We start from the raw sequence: 16,745 nt of genomic DNA, 5'->3' as shown, positions 1-16,745 counted from the left end.
TAGGACGTTTAAATTATGGTATATATGGGTTCCACAGATGCCGAGCTGTCGGCAGAAGATAAAAAGTCTGTAGTTGATATTACAGTAGAATACGTGATGGGTAAAATCAGCAGAAAGGAATGGAAGCCGGGCACCAAGATCCCCACAGAATTTGAATTGGTAGAAACGCTGAAAGTCAGCCGCAACTCTGTGCGGGAGGCCATTAAGGTGCTGATAGCTCTGGGTCTGCTGGAAATTCGCCGTGCGGATGGCACCTATGTGGTGAATCGCTTTTCAGAAAAAATGATGACCCCGTGGGCCTGCAGTCTGCTGCTGGAGGATGATGATTCTCTTGCTCTGCTGGAGCTGCGCATGGTAATTGAGCGGGGGATTTTTTCTCTTGCCATTCAGAAAGGTACTGAGGAGGATATGCGCGCCATTTATGACGCCTCTGAACACTTTATCGTTTTAGCGCAGGATGTACAGGCGACCTCTTCCGAAATTTTGGATGCAGACATCCGCTATCGGGAAAGAATCTGTGAGGCGTCGCATAATCACCTGACAGCGCGTCTGAACGATATGATCGCTTTTGCCAGCCTTCATTCCCGCGAAAAATCCATTGAAGAGGCCATCGCCTGCAATGATCGCTTTCACATGGTAGACTCTCACCGCAAGCTGACCGAAATTATTGTGCAGCGGCGTACCGCCGATTTGAATGAAGTGCTCAGCTATTGCTACAAATACTGGGGAATTGCACTGCAGAATCAAAAATAGAGAAACGGCTGGTCAACTGTTTGACCGGCCATCCAGAAAGCGCAGGATGGCTGGTTTTTGAAAGAAAGACTTTTGAAGAATTAGTATTTAAACATCCGACGTTGGTTGTTGTTTTCTACATGATGAGATGTTTGTTTAGAAATTAACTATACAGATTGTGGAAATAAACTGGGGATATGCTCGAAAAATGGCGAATAGGCTGGGCCACTAAAAAGTGCAAGCGGCTGGTCGGGAACATCCTGATGAGTGAATCAACGATACAATACCTGTGAATAAGGAGGAAAAGAAATTGGAAACAAAAGAACTGCGGAAGATTGCCAGCAAACTGCGGCTGGAAGCAGTACGAATGGTTTACGAGGGGAAAGACGGTCACCCTGGGCCGGCATTGTCTGCGGCAGATATTGTGACCACCTTATATTTTGATGCCATGCGGGTAGACCCAAGAGACCCCCATTGGCCGGACAGAGACCGCTTTATTTTGTCCAAGGGCCATGCCTGTCCGATCTGGTATGCCGCACTCAATGAGCGCGGTTACTTTCAGCCAAAGGTGGAACATTTTCATCTGCGCGGGCTTCACAGCATGTTCCAGGGGCACCCCTCGATGAAGAATACGCCCGGCATTGACATGACTTCCGGCTCTTTGGGCAACGGGATCGCCATCGGCGCGGGAATGGCCCTTGCGGCAAAAATCACGAACAGGCCATATTACACCTATGTGATCTGCGGCGACGGCGAGCTGCAGGAGGGTGTTTGCTGGGAGGGCGCCAATGTCGCTACCGGCCAGGGCCTTGATAACCTGATTGTATTTGTGGACAGAAACGGTTGGCAGAGCTACAAAAAGATAGAACAGACCATTGGAATCAACAACCCGGCAGACCGCTTTCGCGCATTCGGGTGGCATGTGCAGGAAATCTGCGGGCACGACATAGAGGCCATTCAGGCGGCGATCGCCGTAGCGAAAAGCACAAAAGGATGCCCTAGCTGCATTGTTTGTGACTGCGTGAAGGGCAAGGGCGTCAGTTACATGGAAAACAACAATGCGTGGCACAAGGGTGTGCCCACGGATGAAGAATATGAGCTTGCCGTAAAAGAACTGGGGGTGCCGACAGATGACTGAATTTAAAGGAACGCGGGAGGCATTTGCCGCTGCCGTGATGGATATGGCCGAAACGGATGAGAGAATTGTGGTGGTCTCTCCGGATTCGTTGAAAGCGATGCGGGCCGTGCCGTTCGGAGAAAAATACCCCGGCCGCTATGTGGAATGCGGAATCGCGGAGCAGTGCGCCGTGGATGTGGCGGCCGGACTGGCCAGCTGCGGGCTGATCCCCTTTGTTGGAACCTACTGCGGGTTTCTAACCATGCGCGCCTGCGAGCAGATGCGCACCTTTGTGGGCTATACGGAGTTAAACGCGAAGTTTGTCGGTGTAAACGCCGGCCTGCTCGGCGGCGAGCGGGAGGGTGTGACGCATCAGTTTTATGAGGATATCGGTATTCTGGCGAGTATCCCGAATTTTACGATCTTAACGCCCGCGGATCCGGCTCAGTGCTACCATGCGGTTCGGCTGGCAGCGGAAATTGACGGGCCGGTTTATGTGCGGGCCGGAAGCGGCCGCGAAAAGAATGTATATGACAAGAATGCGCCGTTTTCCACGGATGGAATTACGGTGTGGAAGGAATATGGGACCGATGCGGTTCTGCTGTCAAACGGCTTTGTGCTCGACCGTGTGCTTGCAGCGGCCGAGCTGCTGAAAGAAGAGGGAATTTTGGTCACGGTGGCAGATGTCAACATTCTGTACGGCAAGCGGCAGGATCAGATTTTAGAGGTGATTTCCAAAAGTGATCAGCTGTTTACTGTGGAGGACCATAACATCAATGGCGGGCTGGGTTCTTATATCAGCCGTTTGGTGTGCGAAAACAATCCGGCGATGGTTCACCGGATTGCGCTGACCGGCTATGGGGAATCCGGGCCCGCGGAGCCCCTGGCAGATGATTACGGATTTTCACCGCAGTCCATTGCACAGACCGTTCGCTCCACGCTGAATCGGTAGTATTTTGCTGGTTCGGAATCTGGAGGACAGAGATAGAGCGACATAGAAAAAGGAGAGCGACTTCAAATGGAAAAACTAAAAGTGGCAGTCATTGGCGCAGGCGGAAAAATGGGAACGCGCACAAGCAATAATCTGGCCAAAAGACCGGATTTGTTTGACCTGAAGCTGGTAGAGAATTCCCCGGCCGGGGTAGAGAGCATCCGTGCCCGCGGCCTGGACGTGACCCCGGTGGAGGAAGCCTTCGCTGAAGCAGAGGTGATCGTATTTGCCGTGCCGGATACCCTGATCAAAAAGCTTTCGGAAATTTATGTCCCGATGATGCAGCCGGGAGCGGGACTGCTGATTTTAGACCCCGCAGCCGCGGTGGCGAAAGAACTGATCCTGCGGGATGACTGCACCTTTGGCGTGGCCCACCCCTGCCATCCCTCATATTTTCTGGATCAGGACACCTACGAGGCGCGTCAGGACCGCTTTGGCGGCTGCGGCGGCAAGCAGGATATCGTGATGAGCAAGATTCAGGGAGATGACGCTCGCTTTGCCCAGCTGGTAGAGGTGGCAAAAAATATGTATGCTCCCGTTTTGCACGCTTACGTGATGACCTCGGAGCAGATTGCCTTTTTGGAGCCGACTTTGGTGGAGCTGCTTGGCGCGACCTGCCTGTATGCCATGGCGGAAACCGTGGATAAAGCCGAGGAAAAGGGAATTGAGCGCGATGCAGCGATTTCCTTTTTGACGGGCCACATCTATAACCTGACGGCGAACTTCCTGGGTCTGCTGCCCGGCAAGCCGCCCGTATCGGATGCGTGCAAGGTGGCCATCGGCCTTGGCAACCGCCTTGTTCTGCGCGACGACTGGAAAAAAATCTGGGATGACGAGGTACTCGATCGGGTGATTGCCACCATGCTTCATCCGGAGAATCCTCAGATTTAAACTGACCACAGTTCATTCCCATCCAATTTACTTACAGGAAAACGGTGATTTCTTCCCTTGCCCCAAACAGGGGAAGAAATCAACAGCCTGTTTTCAAATGAAATCATTCTGTTCTTATGCAATTGGTTCCGTGGCGTTTCATTCATGTTCTTTGTGTTAACAGGTAACACATTTATCGCTTAGGCGGGTATCGCCTGACAATATTGTATTGAAAAAGGAGAAACAACATGAAATTGACACACCGTTTCACGGCACTGCTATTGGCGGCTGCCATGGGCCTCAGTCTGACTGCCTGCGGCTCGAGCCAATCCAGCAGCAACGCACCCTCCGCCACCCCTTCTGAGCAGTCCGCTCAGAGCCCGGAAAGCAGCACTGCGGAAGACACCCTCGCGGCCTCCGGCGACTATGCGCTGAAATCCGGCAAGTATGTGATCGGCCTTTCCAACTCGTTCTACGGCAACACCTGGCGCAAACAGATGGTAAGCTCGTTTACCGAGGCGGCCGAAGAGGCCAAAAAGAAAGGATATATCTCCGGCTATGAGATTCAGAATGGAGACAATACCGTCAACACCCAGATTGCGCAGATCAACTCCTTTATTCTGAAAAAGGTGGACGCGATCTGCATCAACGCTGCATCCTCCACCGCGCTGAACGACGTCATCAAAAAGGCGATGGATCAGGGGATCAAGATCATTGCGTTTGATTCCATTATTGATCTGGATGGCGCCTACACCATGGACTACGACTGGGTCAGCATGGGCGAAAAGAAAACACAGTATGTGATGGATAAAATCGGCGGCAAGGGCAATGTGATTGTTGTGCGCGGTCCCTCCGGCGCGGCGCCCGACGTGGGGATTTATCAGGGCATTACCAATGTTCTGAAGAAATACCCCGACGTAAAAATTGCGATAGAGATTCAGGGACAGGCCGATGCCACCGTTACCCAGCAGGGAATCCTGAATGTGCTTTCGTCGCTGCCGAAAATTGACGCGGTGATCACCCACTGCGGTGCAGACTCCATGGGTGTTGTCAATGCATTCCAGTCCATGGGGCAGGAGGTTCCGCTGACGATTGGCGACAATACTGCCGAATTTATGACCTGGTGGAACCAGCAGGCGCAAAAGGGCTATGAGACCATGTCCGTAAACTCCACGCCCTCCTGCGGCGCCGGTGCGCTGTGGACGGCCGTTGCGGCTCTTAACGACGTGAAAGTGCCTCAGAAAATGTATCTGCCCTTTATCTACATCAATCAGGATGAAATCGGGCAGTATGCTGATCTGCAGGCCGGTACCATCGCAAGCCCCTATATGTCTTACGATTATGTTGTGGAAAACATTTTGAAGAAATAAATTCCTCCCCTGAGCAAATGAAAAGCGGCGGACTCTCCGGAAAATCGTTTCGGATGGTCCGCCCAATCTCAAAAGCCGGTAAATGGATTGGCTTTTTCGCACAGCGGGGGGATTACGGGTTTTCAGCGGCAAGCGGCAACAGAACAGCGAATTGAGGTGAACGCATTTGGACGCAATGACAAAATCGGCGGAGCCTGTCCAGCAGCAGGATACGTCGCTTCTTTTAGAGGCAAGACATTTTCGAAAGGTCTATTATCCCACCATCGCGGTGAACGACATCACGCTTTCTTTACATAGGGGAGATATTTTGGCCTTGGTTGGTGCGAACGGCGCCGGGAAAAGCACATTGATCAAAACGCTTTCGGGTGTGGTCAGGTGCAACGGAGGGGAGCTGACTTTTGACGGCAGCCCGGTGAATTTAAAGGAATACCACCCGGCGGCGGCCAGAAATCTGGGAATCCGGGTCGTGCATCAGGAGCTTTCCCTGTGCAAGAACCTGACGGTATACGAAAACTTTTATGTGGAGCAGTCTCAAAGCATCAAAAATGCGTTCGGCTGGCGAAAGCAGGCGCAGGAAATGGCACGGGCTGCTTTGGATCGCGTTTTCCCGGGCCACGGAATCGATGTTGCGGCAGGGCTGGATTCACTCAGCATTGCTCAGCAGCAGATGGTGGAAATTGCGCGGGCCACGAGCGACAAAAAGATGAAGCTGATGATTCTGGACGAGCCGACCTCGTCCCTGCCGATTGAGCGGACGGAGCAGCTTCAGGAATATTTGTGTAAAACAGCCGGGGAAGGCATGACATATATTTATATTTCTCACCGTCTGAAAGAGATTATGACGATTGCCAACTGCGTGTATATCATGCAAAACGGCAATGAAAAATGGAAAGGCGCCATTCACGAAACCAGCGAGGAGCACATGGTAAAGCTGATGGGGGAAGGCATTGGCAGCGGCAGCTGTTCGGTAGAGCTTTCCGCCTTTGAGACGCCCGAAGTGAATCAAAACATCAGCGTGATATGCGACCATTACACCAGCAAAAAACTCAGCGACCTCAGTTTTGAGAGCTTCGGCGGCCAGATTTTGGGCCTGACCGGTTTAGAGGGAAACGGCCAGCTCGATCTGCTGCGGGATATCTTTTTAAAGGCAAAATCGAAAAAGAACGGGCTCAAGGTGACGGGAAAGGTCGCGTTTGTAGCCGGTGACAGAAAAAAAGAGGGAATTTTTCCGCTCTGGTCCATCGCAGACAATCAGGTGATTACCAAAGCGGCGGGCAGCGGGATGTTTAAACACCTGAGCCGTGAATGGCTAGAGGAATCCGTTCACTACTGGTATGAGAAGCTGCATATCAAAAGCGACGGGACAAAGGAGCTGATCACCTGTCTTTCCGGCGGGAACCAGCAAAAAGTTCTGATTGCCCGCGCCCTTGCGGCGGATGCTGACATCATCCTGCTCGACGACCCAACACGCGGCGTGGATCAGCCCACAAAAAATGCCTTGTACGAGGTGTTTCGGGAGGCGGCCGCCAGCGGCAAGCTGGTGATCTGGAGAACCTCTGACGATGCGGAGCTGGAGTTTTGTACGCACCTGCTGGTGCTGAACGGCGGACATATTGTGGGATCGTTCGAGAGTGCAAGTGTTGACCATGAAACGATCATGGGGCTTTCCTTTCAGAATGAAGAGGAAGCACACGGCCCGGCGGAAGAAAAAAAGCGCCGCACCGCGCCGTTGTACACGTTTGCGCTGATTGCTATGGTGGCGATTTACGCGGTCTGCGCCTTTCAGTCGCCGATGCTGCTGAGCGGGTACGGTCTGCAGCTGATGGTGGTGGGCTTTGCGGCTTTGATGCTGTGCGCACTGGGGCAGACCTTTATCATCGGGCTGGGCCATATCGACCTGGGCATTGGCAATTACTGCGGGCTGATCAATGTTTTGTGCTGTACGCTGCTGTTCAGTAACCCGACTTTGGGCGCTTTGGCCCTGCTGGGTACGTTGGCGCTGTACCCGCTGATGGGCTATGTGATCTACAAACGGAATGTTCCTGCAATTATCGTGACGCTGGGCATGTCCTTTCTGTGGACGGGAGCAGCGCTTTCCCTGCAGGCGATGCCGGGCGGCACCTGTCCCGAATGGATTCGCACGGTGTTTTATTCCGAAACGCCGCTGGTCAATACGCTGTGCTTCTGGCTGGCAGGGCTGATGGCCGCCGCGATTCTGTTTTACCGTTCACGCTACGGTACCGTGCTGCGGGGCTTCGGCAACAACGAGCATGCCATGATCAACTCCGGCTGGAGCAAGGCAAAGGCGTTCATGGCGGTGTATGCTCTGGCGGGTGTTCTCGCGTTTATGGCGGGTGTGATCACCTCCGCCATCAATAACGCGTCCGATTCCTCCGCCTCCGGCACCTATACCATGCTTGCGGTGGCCTCCGTCATTATTGGCGGCGGGTATTTTTCGGGCGGTGTGGTCACTCACTTTGGCGCGGTATGCGGCGCGGTGATTCTGACAATGATCAGCGTTCTGCTCGGCCTGTGGAGCGTCAGCACCGATTACACCGCGCTGATTCAGGGCCTGGTGCTGATTCTGATTTTGTCGTTGCGCCTGCTGAAGGGAAGGGGGAAAAAGGCATGAAAAAGAAAAACGCGAGTCTTCAGGAGTTCACACAGCGCAACGGCAGCTGGCTGTTTGCGGCGGCGGGCTGCGTCGTCCTCTGGGTTTTGATGGGCACGTGCAGCGGCAACGGTTTGAGTCTGAAATCTTTGATCGACAATGCCTACACCGCTTCCTTCTTGGCGATTGCCGGCCTGGCCCAGATGCTGGTGGTTACCACCGGTCGCGGTGCGATCGATCTTTCCATTCCCGGCATGATCACGCTGGGCGCTTATGTGAGCATGGGACTGTGCAACGGTCAGAACAGCATGATTCTCCCGGCGCTGCTTGCCGTAGTCGCGTCCGGCGTGCTGGTGGGTTTCCTCAACAGCATGATGGTCATTCACCTGAAGATTCCCGCCATTATCGCGACGATGGCCATGAATTACCTGATTGTGACGGTGACGATGCTGATCGGGCATAATTTCAATGTGTTCACAGTGCCCTCCATCCTGAAAAACATTGCGACCTTCCGTGTGGCAGGGGTGCCGGTGATGATTTTGCTGGTGGCGCTGCTTGCACTGGCGATTCATTTTCTGCTGACCTCTACCACCTACGGCAAGGGGCTGCTGGCCACGGGGCAGAACCTTGAAGCGGCCCGTCTTGCAGGGGTGGATGTGGGAAAGACCCAGATTCTGACCTATGTGTTTGCGGCGGTTCTGGCCGGGCTGTGCGGCGCTTTGATTTCGGCCCGCGTGACCGGCGCTTACCTTGGCATGGGCAACAGTTACCAGATGGACAGTATCGCCTGCATTGTAGTGGGCGGTACGCTGATGTCCGGCGGCCGCGCCAATGCCGCTGGTACCCTGGTGGGCTCGCTGTTTTTGTATCTGATTATTTCCTGCATGCAGTTGATGGGAGCAAACGCCGGCATGCAGAGCATGGTAAAGGGTGCACTGATTATCGCGGTGCTGCTGATTGGCGCGGCGGAAAACAGCGGCAAAAATCTGAGGAAAAAATGTGAGGGCAGTACAGCCTGCGAAATAAAAACCTCTTAACGAAAGGAGCCAGAGCTGTTATGATTATTGATGCGCATGTTCATTTAGGGGAAGACGTGGTATTTGACGAAGAAAACCGCGAGGAAGAGCTGATTCGGTACTACGATGAATTCCAGATCGACGGCGGGATTATCCAGCCGTTTATCCCCAGACCCTACCTTTTGGAGCATGTCAAAATCCACGACAGAATCGCGTCGTTCTGCAAAAGCATGGCGCCCCGCAAGCACTTTTTCGGTATGGCCTCCATCAACCCTCACTTTTTCCCGGAGGATTACGACAAAGAGGCGTTCCGCTGTGTAAAGGAGCTGGGGTTTGTTGCGATCAAGATCACGCCGATCGCGCACGCGTGCCACCCGTCCTCCAAAGATGCCTACCATGTGTATGAGGTGTGCCGTGGGCTGAAGGTACCGCTGATGATCCATACCGGCAACGGGATTCCGTTTGCCGACCCCACGAGCGTATACCAGGGCGCAAAGGATCACCCGGACGTAACGGTGATTCTGGCGCACGCGGGCTCCGAATCCTTCCACCAGCAGGCGCGCCTGCTGGCAAAGAAGCTGGATAACGTGTTTTTAGAGCCAAGCTGGTGCGGCACCAACGCCGTAAAGCATATGATTCAGGAGGTTGGCTGCAGCAAGATTCTGTTTTCCTCCGACAATCTGGATCAAATTCCGGTAGAGCTGGCCAAATACCGGCAGATCATCCGAAATGAGGACGATCTGGAAAACGTGATGTGGAGAAACGCAAACCGTATTTTCCGGCTTGGCCTTTGATTCATTCCTCAATTCGAGAAACACGGAGCCGGTGTTGGACGGTTCCGTGTTTCGTATATCCTGTGTTTTATTTCCGGGAGGACTCCGGGAGGACAATGACTTTTAAAGACGGTGCGTGAAAGAAAACTGCCCGCAGGAAGTTCTGCCGGCAGGATGATTCTGTGCGGAGCAAGAGTGTTCAGCGTATCCAGTCAAAGAACCGGATGAAATAGGATGAGTCTGTATATATGGAAACTGGTATGGAGAAACGAGTAAAAACAGGAGGATCGCATGATATGAAAATTGTGATTTTGGACGGCTATACGGAAAACCCCGGCGATTTGAGCTGGAGCGGCTTTGAGGCTCTTGGTGAGCTGACGGTTTACGACCGCACCTCTGAGGATCAGATCATCGAGCGAATCGGTGACGCAGAGCTTGTCATCACGAATAAGACACCCCTAACGGCGGATACCCTGCGCAAATGCGAGAGCATCCGCTATATTGGAGTGCTGGCCACGGGCTATAATGTGGTGGATGTACAGGAGGCCAGGGAGCGCGGCATTCCGGTGACGAATATTCCCACGTACGGAACAAAGGCGGTTGCGCAGTTTGCCATTGCTCTGCTGCTGGAGCTGTGCCACCACATTGGGGAGCACTCCGACGCGGTCAAGCGCGGGGAGTGGACGAACAGCATCGACTGGTGCTTCTGGAATCATCCGTTGATTGAGCTGGACGGCAAAACTATGGGAATCATCGGCTTCGGCAAAATCGGGCAGAGCACGGCGCAGATCGCCCAGGCCCTCGGCATGAAGGTGCTGGCGAACGACACGTACTATAATCCAGAGCTGGAAAGCGAAACGCTGCGCTATGCGGAGCTTGATGAGCTGCTGGCAGAATCGGACGTGGTGGTGCTGCATTGCCCCCTGTTCCCGTCGACACAAGGGATCATCAACAAGAATACCATTGCCAAAATGAAGCCGGGAGTTATGATCATCAACAATTCCCGTGGACCGCTGATTGTGGAGCAGGATCTGGCGGATGCGCTGAATTCCGGCAGGGTGGCCGGCGCCGCGTGCGACGTAATCTCCACCGAGCCGATTCAAGCGGATAACCCTCTGCTGACGGCAAAGAATGTGATTCTGACCCCACATATTGCATGGGCCCCAAAAGAGAGCCGCCAGCGTTTGATGGATATTGCGGTAGAAAACCTGAAAGCGTTTTTAAACGGCAGCCCGGTCAATGTGGTGAACCCCTGAAAAAGGAGTGAAACAGATGTGAAGAAATTTGTTCTGATTCCGGATTCCTTTAAAGGAACCATGAGCAGTCTTGAGGTGTGCCGTATTATGGAGGAGAGCATCCGGCGGCATTTCCCGCAGGCAGAGGTGCTTTCTCTCCCGGTGGCCGACGGCGGCGAGGGCAGTGTAGACGCTTTTTTAACGGCTGTGGGCGGCAAGAAGATCTTACTGAAAGTGCAGGGCCCATATAGGGAAGAAATCGATTCTTTTTATGGGATCACCCCCGACCATACGGCGGTGATCGAAATGGCGGCCTGCGCGGGCCTGCCGCTCTCCGAGGGAGTCATGCGGCCCGATCTGGCTTCTACTTATGGGGTGGGTCAGCTGATGGTTCACGCGGCGGAGCAGGGATGCAGAAAGCTGATCATCTGCCTGGGCGGCAGCTGTACCAACGATATGGGCGCAGGCGCGGCAGCCGCAGCCGGGATTGTGTTCCGCAACCTTAAGGGGGAAGAATTTGTTCCCACAGGCGCGACACTGGGGCAAATCGGCGCAATCAGCCGTGAGGGGCTCCACCCGCTGCTGCGCGAGTGCGAAATCATCGCGATGTGCGACATTGATAACCCGCTGTATGGGGAATCCGGCGCCGCATACGTTTTTGCACCCCAAAAAGGAGCAGATGCCGAAATGGTGCGGATGCTGGATCAAAATCTGCGCAGTGCGGCGCAGACGGTAAAGAAACAGCTTTCTGTTTCGCTGGACGAGGTTCCCGGCGCGGGGGCCGCGGGCGGTATGGGCGGCGGTATGCTGGCGTTTTTTGGAGCGCGTCTGCAAATGGGAATCACAACAGTTCTGGACGCGCTTGCATTTGAGCAGAAGGTTGAGGGCGCGGATTTTATCTTCAGCGGTGAGGGCAAGCTCGATACGCAAAGTCTGCGCGGCAAGGTAGTGGTGGGGGTAGCCCGCCGTGCCAAGGCAATCGGCGTGCCGGTGATTGCTGTGGTGGGCGATATCGGCGACGGCATCGACGCCGTATATGAGGAGGGCGTCTGTGCAGTATTCAGTATCAACCGTGTAGCGGTGGATTTTTCGCAGGCGAAGCTGCGCAGCCGCCAGGATATGGCTCTTACCATGGATAATCTGATGCGTTTTCTGAGCCGGTTTTCGTAAAGGAAATCGGTAAGACTGGGGCGACAGCAGGATTGCACTGCAATTCTGCTGTCGCCTTAATTTGTTTGCTGTAGGTTAAAAGTTTTGTATAGTCGATTCACTTTAAAATGGCTTTATGCCCAACATCAAGATTTCTTTCCTCGCTATTAGGTGGGGGAAGAAACTCAGTTTTTTTGAATGATATCGCAATACATTGAATTTTGCCTTTCTGCCATTTTTATGGTATTCTGTAATCAAACAGCGAAAAGCTGCTTATGAATATGATAATGAGAATGGTGTGGGTGAGAAGAATGAAACGATTTACGGGAATGCTTCCGTTTTTATTGGTGCTGGCGGTGCTGTTTTACCTGCCGCCTCTGGTTATGGTCAACATGGGCATCGTGCTGCTGCCGTTTTTGGGGATTATGCTTGCGGTGTGCTTTTTCTGCGCGCTGATTTACGGAATCCTCCGGCCTTTTGGCAGCTTTGTGTTTGCGCTGCTAGCCGGACTGATTTTTCTGCCGTCCGCATTCATCTTTTATGCCGGGGCGTGGATTTACGCAATCATTTATGCGCTGGCCAGCCTGATCGGCGGCGTATTCGGTACGCAGATTGTCAAGCTGAGAAAGAAACCGCAATGAGTGCGCAAACAAAACGGGAATCCTTTGTAATCCACGCCCTGCGGGAGGAGGATTTGCCCGCGGTGCTGGAAATCTGGATTTCCGCCAATTTGCAGGCGCACGATTTTATTCCGGAGAAGTACTGGAGGGAAAATCTGCCGATGGTGCGGCAGATGCTGCCGCAGGCTCAGGTGCTGGTCTGTGAGGCGGAAGGGAAGATCGTTGGCTTTTCCGGGATCGATAACGGGCATATTGAGGGAATCTTTGTCGATGCTCCGATGCGTTCGCGTGGGATCGGAAAGGCTCTGCTAAACGAGTGGAAGCGGCGGTTCCCGACTCTGACGCTCTGCGTTTATGAAAAAAATAAAAGCGCTCTTGCCTTTTACCTGCGGGAGGGTTTTTCAAAAGTTCGCCTGCAGAAGGATGAGGTGACCGGCGAAATGGAATATATGATGCAATGGCCCGGCGTGAAACAATGACTACAGCGTAAAAATGCTTTGACCGGGGAAGCCCGGTGGAAAGGATAGCGGGATGGAAGTCAATGTGCTGTTATTTCCGGATTTTGAGACGCTCGATGCGTTCGGCCCGGTGGAGATTCTGGGGCGGTCCGGCGAATATCTTCTGAACTATGTATCGATGGATGGCGGCATGGTGCGCAGCCGACAGGGAGCGGAAATCGCGACCCGTCCGCTGGAAGATGTGAGCGAAACAGGAATTCTGCTCGTACCCGGCGGTATCGGGACGCGGCTGCTTGTCCATGACCACGGCTTTCTTACACAGCTGGGGGAGGCCGCGCAGAGGGCCGATTATTGCCTGACCGTTTGCACCGGCTCGGCTTTGCTGGCGAAAACCGGCCTGCTGGATGGCCGCAGGGCTACCTCGAACAAGCGGGCGATGGATTGGGTCGTCTCGGTGAATCCGGCGGTCAACTGGGTGCATCGTGCGCGGTGGGTGGTTGACGGAAAATTTTATACATCCTCGGGTGTTTCAGCGGGCACCGATATGGCGCTGGGATTTCTCGCCGACCGATTCGGCCAGGAGGCGGCAGAGGAAGCAGCGCTTGGGGCGGAGTACCTATGGAACCGTGATAGTGATAACGACCCGTTTGCCTGTGACGCGCAGCAGCCATAACGTCAGCCGCTGAAAGGAGAATGAACGATGGACTTTACATACGGATCCGGAGATTTTATGTTTCACTTTGCACCGATTTTTATTACGGTGGTGTTCGTGATTGTGTTCGGCACGATTCTTGTTCGTTCCGTGAAGGGCATCTCACAGTGGCATAAAAACAATGAGTCTCCTGTTTTGACCGTGCCGGCGCGTCTTGTGGCCAAACGTACCGCTGTGCACCATTATACCAACAATACTGGGCCGGACATGGTAACCAACGATACCTCCACTACCTATTTCGCCACCTTTGAGGTGGCAAGCGGCGACCGGATCGAATTCCATGTAAAAGGTACGGAATACGGTATGCTGGCGGAGGGCGACCGGGGCCGCCTGACCTTTCAGGGAACGCGATATCTGGGGTTTGAAAGGGATAGAAGCGCGGTATAAAAAACTGCCGCTCCAATTTGGAGCGGCAGTTTTTTATGTAGAGGGAAAATGCAGCAAAAATCTGGTCTGGCAGATCTATGCTGCAAAGCACTGCGGCATAGGGTCTGTTTATTGCACCAGCGCTCGCAGGCGCTTGGAGTCGAGCAGGGTGACCCGGCCGCGCGAAAGCTGCACCAGTCCGTCGTCGGAAAAATATTTGAGCATGCGGCTGACAACCTCGCGGGCGCTGCCCAAGTGCCGCGCGATTTCCTCATGGGTCATGGTAAGCGAGTCGGAGCCCTCGATTTCGCTCTGCTCCAGCAAAAAGGCGGAAAGACGGCTGTCGAAGCTCGTGAACAGAATCTGCTCCATCATCCACATCACGTCGGAAAAGCGGGAGGCCATCAGCTGGCTGGTGTAATCCGCGACGGGCAGAGATTCTTTCATCAGGCTTTCATACAGGGCAGGGGGAACGATAAAAACGTCGGAATCCCGCTCCGCCTGCACGTGCAGCTCAAAGCTGATGTTTTTCATGATGCATGACGCCGAGAACAGGCAGATATCCCATGAGAACAGGCGGTACAGGGTAACCTCTTTACCGCCGGAGGATTCGATGAAAACGCGGAGCTGGCCGTCGCGCACCAGCAGCAGGCCCGAGCAGTCGTTGTGCCCCTGATGAAGAATCTGGCCGCGTGCGAAGCGCTTGGAATGGGTCTGCGCGCGCACCAGCTGCTGCTGCCGGGGAGTCAGCTTCTCCCACTGGGGAAAAATCTCTTCCAGAGCAATCGGAATTTGTTCCATGAAAACACCCCCAACAAAAACAGACCTTATCTGTATCGCAATCCCAGACTGAAAAATGATTGATTTTCTCTTTTGGACAGAGGAAGGATCCACATCATTTTGAAAGGGTATTGCTATATCATCAGTATAAGGTCTGCTTTTGATTTATTCAAGGGAGAGGAATTTTTTTGTGTAACAAATTTCGCAGGTCAAATCCGGAGCCCGCACGCGTGCGCGGGTGCGTTGTCGTAGGACTGATTGCCGCGAATCAGGCTGTACAGGCGGTAGCCGCCGGACAGGTTATAGCAGGAAAAGCCGTGCTGAGAGAGGATGCGGCAGGCCAAATAGCTGCGCAGGCCGCTCTGACAGTGGACATAGATTTCTTTTTCGGGATCGAGCTCCGCAAGATTTTCACGCAGGGAATCGAGCGGAACGTGTACCGCGCCGGGGATGGAACCGCTCTGCCACTCCGGATCGGTTCTCACATCCAGCAGCACGGCGTTCGGGTCATCCACTATGCGGGGGATGTCATCCCAATGAAACTGCCGCACCTTGCCGGTGAGAATATTTTCGATTGCAAAGCCGGCCATGTTCACCGGGTCTTTGGCGGAGGAATACGGGGGAGCGTAGCACAGCTCCAGCTCTGCAAGATCATAAGCGGTCATGCCTGCGCGGATTGCCGTGGCCAGCACGTCGCAGCGTTTGTCGACACCGTCGAACCCGACCACCTGTGCGCCGAGAATGCGCCCGGTCGGCTGCTCGAACAAAGCCTTGATCGTCAGATTGGCTGCTCCGGGGTAGTAGGTGGCGTGGGAGGGGGAGAAGATGTGGATTTTATCGTAGTTCAGTCCGGCTGCCTTGGCTGCGGCCTCGTTCAGGCCGGTGGAGGCGACCGTCATGTCGAACAGCTTCATCACGGAGGAGCCCTGTGTGCCGCGGTATTCGCTGGGCAGCCCGCAGATGTGATCTGCCGCGATGCGCCCCTGCTTGTTGGCCGGGCCTGCAAGCGGCACATAGCCGGGCAATCCGGTGACAAGGTTCGTGATCTCGACCACGTCCCCCACGGCGTAGATGTTTTTGTCAGAGGTGCGCATGTGGCTGTCTGTGCGGATGGCGCCGCGCTCATTGACTGCAAGGCCGGCCTCGCGAGCCAGCACGCTTTCGGGCCGGATGCCTGCCGAAAGAAGGAGGAGGTCGACATCCAGTGTTTCGCCGTTTTCCAGGTGGACGAGCAGGCCGTTTTCCTGCGGGTCGATTGCGGTAACCTTCTGCGAGAGCACCAGACTAACCCCCTGGTGGCGCAGGTATTGCTGTACCTCACAGGCCATGTCGTAATCCAGCGCGGCCATCACGTGATCCATCGCTTCCACCACGGTGACGGAAACACCGGCGCGCATCAGGCTTTCGGCCATTTCAAGGCCGATGAAGCCGCCTCCCATCACCACCGCGCGGCGGGGCCGGTTCTGCTGGATGTATTCCCGGATGCGCAGGGAATCCGGCACGGTGCGCAGCGTGAAGACGCGCCGGTCATCCGTACCCGGAATTGGCGGGCGGGCCGGTTCGCCACCGGGTGAGAGGATCAGTTTGTCGTAGGATTCCTCATACTCTTCTCCGGCGGCGAGATCGCGGATGAGAAGCGTCTTTTTCTCCGGACGGATCGCCGCAGCCTCGTGTCCGGTACGCACATCAATACCGAACCTCTGGCGGAAGCTCTGCGGCGTTTGAAGGGTAAGGGCCTCTTTCTGGTTGATCTCTCCGCCTACATAATAAGGCAGACCACAGTTGGCGTAAGAAATATATGGACCGCGTTCCAGCAGAATGATTTGTGCCGTTTCATCCAGACGGCGCAGGCGGGCAGCCGCGGACGCGCCGCCTGCCACTCCGCCGATGATAATCACCTTCATGTGATGTCATTCCCCCTTGTATCTTTCTAAAGCTTTGCTTT

General features: G+C 54.4%; 16 protein-coding genes. 14 read left to right on the top strand and 2 right to left on the bottom strand.

Features of this window, described 5'->3' with window-relative positions:
• The first annotated feature begins 15 nt into the window (after positions 1–15).
• The 14 genes from TY09_RS09895 (at position 16) to TY09_RS09830 (ending at position 14,041) form a co-directional block, all read left to right on the top strand.
• A complete protein-coding gene (locus tag TY09_RS09895; protein WP_009060826.1) occupies positions 16–753 on the top strand; it encodes a FadR/GntR family transcriptional regulator in 738 nt (245 codons plus the stop codon).
• A gap of 268 nt (positions 754–1,021) precedes the next feature.
• Complete coding sequence (locus TY09_RS09890; RefSeq protein WP_074432629.1) at positions 1,022–1,870, top strand: transketolase; 849 nt, start codon at positions 1,022–1,024, stop codon at positions 1,868–1,870.
• Positions 1,863–2,801 (top strand): transketolase family protein, encoded by a 939-nt coding sequence (locus TY09_RS09885; protein WP_042433750.1) that lies wholly within the window; start codon positions 1,863–1,865, stop codon positions 2,799–2,801. Before TY09_RS09890 ends, TY09_RS09885 begins: the two co-directional genes overlap by 8 nt.
• A gap of 66 nt (positions 2,802–2,867) precedes the next feature.
• Positions 2,868–3,731 carry a phosphogluconate dehydrogenase C-terminal domain-containing protein gene (locus tag TY09_RS09880; RefSeq protein WP_042433748.1) on the top strand — a complete coding sequence of 288 codons (864 nt, stop codon included), beginning with the start codon at positions 2,868–2,870 and terminating at the stop codon, positions 3,729–3,731.
• Between the two features lie 227 nt (positions 3,732–3,958).
• Positions 3,959–5,080, top strand: a complete 1,122-nt coding sequence (locus TY09_RS09875; protein WP_042433746.1) for an ABC transporter substrate-binding protein — start codon at positions 3,959–3,961, stop codon at positions 5,078–5,080.
• A 175-nt stretch (positions 5,081–5,255) separates the two neighbouring features.
• Positions 5,256–7,712, top strand: coding sequence for an ATP-binding cassette domain-containing protein (locus TY09_RS09870; RefSeq protein ID WP_242841476.1), 2,457 nt, complete (start codon positions 5,256–5,258; stop codon positions 7,710–7,712).
• A complete protein-coding gene (locus TY09_RS09865) occupies positions 7,709–8,728 on the top strand; it encodes an ABC transporter permease (RefSeq protein WP_042433742.1) in 1,020 nt (339 codons plus the stop codon). The genes TY09_RS09870 and TY09_RS09865 overlap by 4 nt, the downstream gene beginning before the upstream one ends.
• A 20-nt stretch (positions 8,729–8,748) precedes the next feature.
• On the top strand, positions 8,749–9,501 hold the full coding sequence (locus tag TY09_RS09860) for an amidohydrolase family protein (protein WP_042433740.1): 753 nt from the start codon (positions 8,749–8,751) through the stop codon (positions 9,499–9,501).
• 275 nt (positions 9,502–9,776) lie between these two features.
• Positions 9,777–10,736 (top strand): D-2-hydroxyacid dehydrogenase, encoded by a 960-nt coding sequence (locus tag TY09_RS09855; protein WP_042433738.1) that lies wholly within the window; start codon positions 9,777–9,779, stop codon positions 10,734–10,736.
• Positions 10,737–10,754: 18 nt separating this feature from the next.
• Complete coding sequence (locus tag TY09_RS09850) at positions 10,755–11,885, top strand: glycerate kinase family protein (RefSeq protein WP_042433737.1); 1,131 nt, start codon at positions 10,755–10,757, stop codon at positions 11,883–11,885.
• Between the two features lie 290 nt (positions 11,886–12,175).
• Positions 12,176–12,505: a hypothetical protein gene (locus TY09_RS09845; RefSeq protein ID WP_242824548.1), complete on the top strand. Its 330-nt coding sequence runs from the start codon at positions 12,176–12,178 to the stop codon at positions 12,503–12,505.
• Complete coding sequence (locus TY09_RS09840; RefSeq protein WP_042433735.1) at positions 12,502–12,963, top strand: GNAT family N-acetyltransferase; 462 nt, start codon at positions 12,502–12,504, stop codon at positions 12,961–12,963. Before TY09_RS09845 ends, TY09_RS09840 begins: the two co-directional genes overlap by 4 nt.
• 52 nt (positions 12,964–13,015) lie before the next feature.
• On the top strand, positions 13,016–13,615 hold the full coding sequence (locus TY09_RS09835; RefSeq protein WP_042433733.1) for a DJ-1/PfpI family protein: 600 nt from the start codon (positions 13,016–13,018) through the stop codon (positions 13,613–13,615).
• Between the two features lie 27 nt (positions 13,616–13,642).
• On the top strand, positions 13,643–14,041 hold the full coding sequence (locus tag TY09_RS09830) for a DUF2500 domain-containing protein (protein WP_042433731.1): 399 nt from the start codon (positions 13,643–13,645) through the stop codon (positions 14,039–14,041).
• A 108-nt stretch (positions 14,042–14,149) separates the two neighbouring features.
• On the opposite strand, the gene TY09_RS09825 is transcribed toward TY09_RS09830, so the two are convergent.
• Complete coding sequence (locus tag TY09_RS09825; protein ID WP_009060897.1) at positions 14,150–14,821, bottom strand: Crp/Fnr family transcriptional regulator; 672 nt, start codon at positions 14,819–14,821, stop codon at positions 14,150–14,152.
• Positions 14,822–15,009: 188 nt separating this feature from the next.
• Positions 15,010–16,704, bottom strand: coding sequence for an FAD-dependent oxidoreductase (locus TY09_RS09820; protein WP_042433729.1), 1,695 nt, complete (start codon positions 16,702–16,704; stop codon positions 15,010–15,012).
• Positions 16,705–16,745 lie beyond the last annotated feature (41 nt).

The sequence above is a fragment of the Faecalispora jeddahensis genome (genome assembly GCF_000577335.1).
In the GTDB taxonomy this organism is placed as follows: Bacteria; Bacillota; Clostridia; order Oscillospirales; family Acutalibacteraceae; genus Faecalispora; species Faecalispora jeddahensis.
Note: the sequence above shows the minus strand (reverse complement) of the source record. Positions and strands in the feature narration are given on the sequence as shown.

Coding starts and splice junctions, on each gene's coding strand:
- TY09_RS09895 (WP_009060826.1), top strand. CDS start 16: ATGGTATATATGGGTTCCACAGATGCCGAGCTGTCGGCAGAAGATAAA.
- TY09_RS09885 (WP_042433750.1), top strand. CDS start 1,863: ATGACTGAATTTAAAGGAACGCGGGAGGCATTTGCCGCTGCCGTGATG.
- TY09_RS09880 (WP_042433748.1), top strand. CDS start 2,868: ATGGAAAAACTAAAAGTGGCAGTCATTGGCGCAGGCGGAAAAATGGGA.
- TY09_RS09875 (WP_042433746.1), top strand. CDS start 3,959: ATGAAATTGACACACCGTTTCACGGCACTGCTATTGGCGGCTGCCATG.
- TY09_RS09870 (WP_242841476.1), top strand. CDS start 5,256: ATGACAAAATCGGCGGAGCCTGTCCAGCAGCAGGATACGTCGCTTCTT.
- TY09_RS09865 (WP_042433742.1), top strand. CDS start 7,709: ATGAAAAAGAAAAACGCGAGTCTTCAGGAGTTCACACAGCGCAACGGC.
- TY09_RS09860 (WP_042433740.1), top strand. CDS start 8,749: ATGATTATTGATGCGCATGTTCATTTAGGGGAAGACGTGGTATTTGAC.
- TY09_RS09855 (WP_042433738.1), top strand. CDS start 9,777: ATGAAAATTGTGATTTTGGACGGCTATACGGAAAACCCCGGCGATTTG.
- TY09_RS09845 (WP_242824548.1), top strand. CDS start 12,176: ATGAAACGATTTACGGGAATGCTTCCGTTTTTATTGGTGCTGGCGGTG.
- TY09_RS09840 (WP_042433735.1), top strand. CDS start 12,502: ATGAGTGCGCAAACAAAACGGGAATCCTTTGTAATCCACGCCCTGCGG.
- TY09_RS09835 (WP_042433733.1), top strand. CDS start 13,016: ATGGAAGTCAATGTGCTGTTATTTCCGGATTTTGAGACGCTCGATGCG.
- TY09_RS09830 (WP_042433731.1), top strand. CDS start 13,643: ATGGACTTTACATACGGATCCGGAGATTTTATGTTTCACTTTGCACCG.
- TY09_RS09825 (WP_009060897.1), bottom strand. CDS start 14,821: ATGGAACAAATTCCGATTGCTCTGGAAGAGATTTTTCCCCAGTGGGAG.
- TY09_RS09820 (WP_042433729.1), bottom strand. CDS start 16,704: ATGAAGGTGATTATCATCGGCGGAGTGGCAGGCGGCGCGTCCGCGGCT.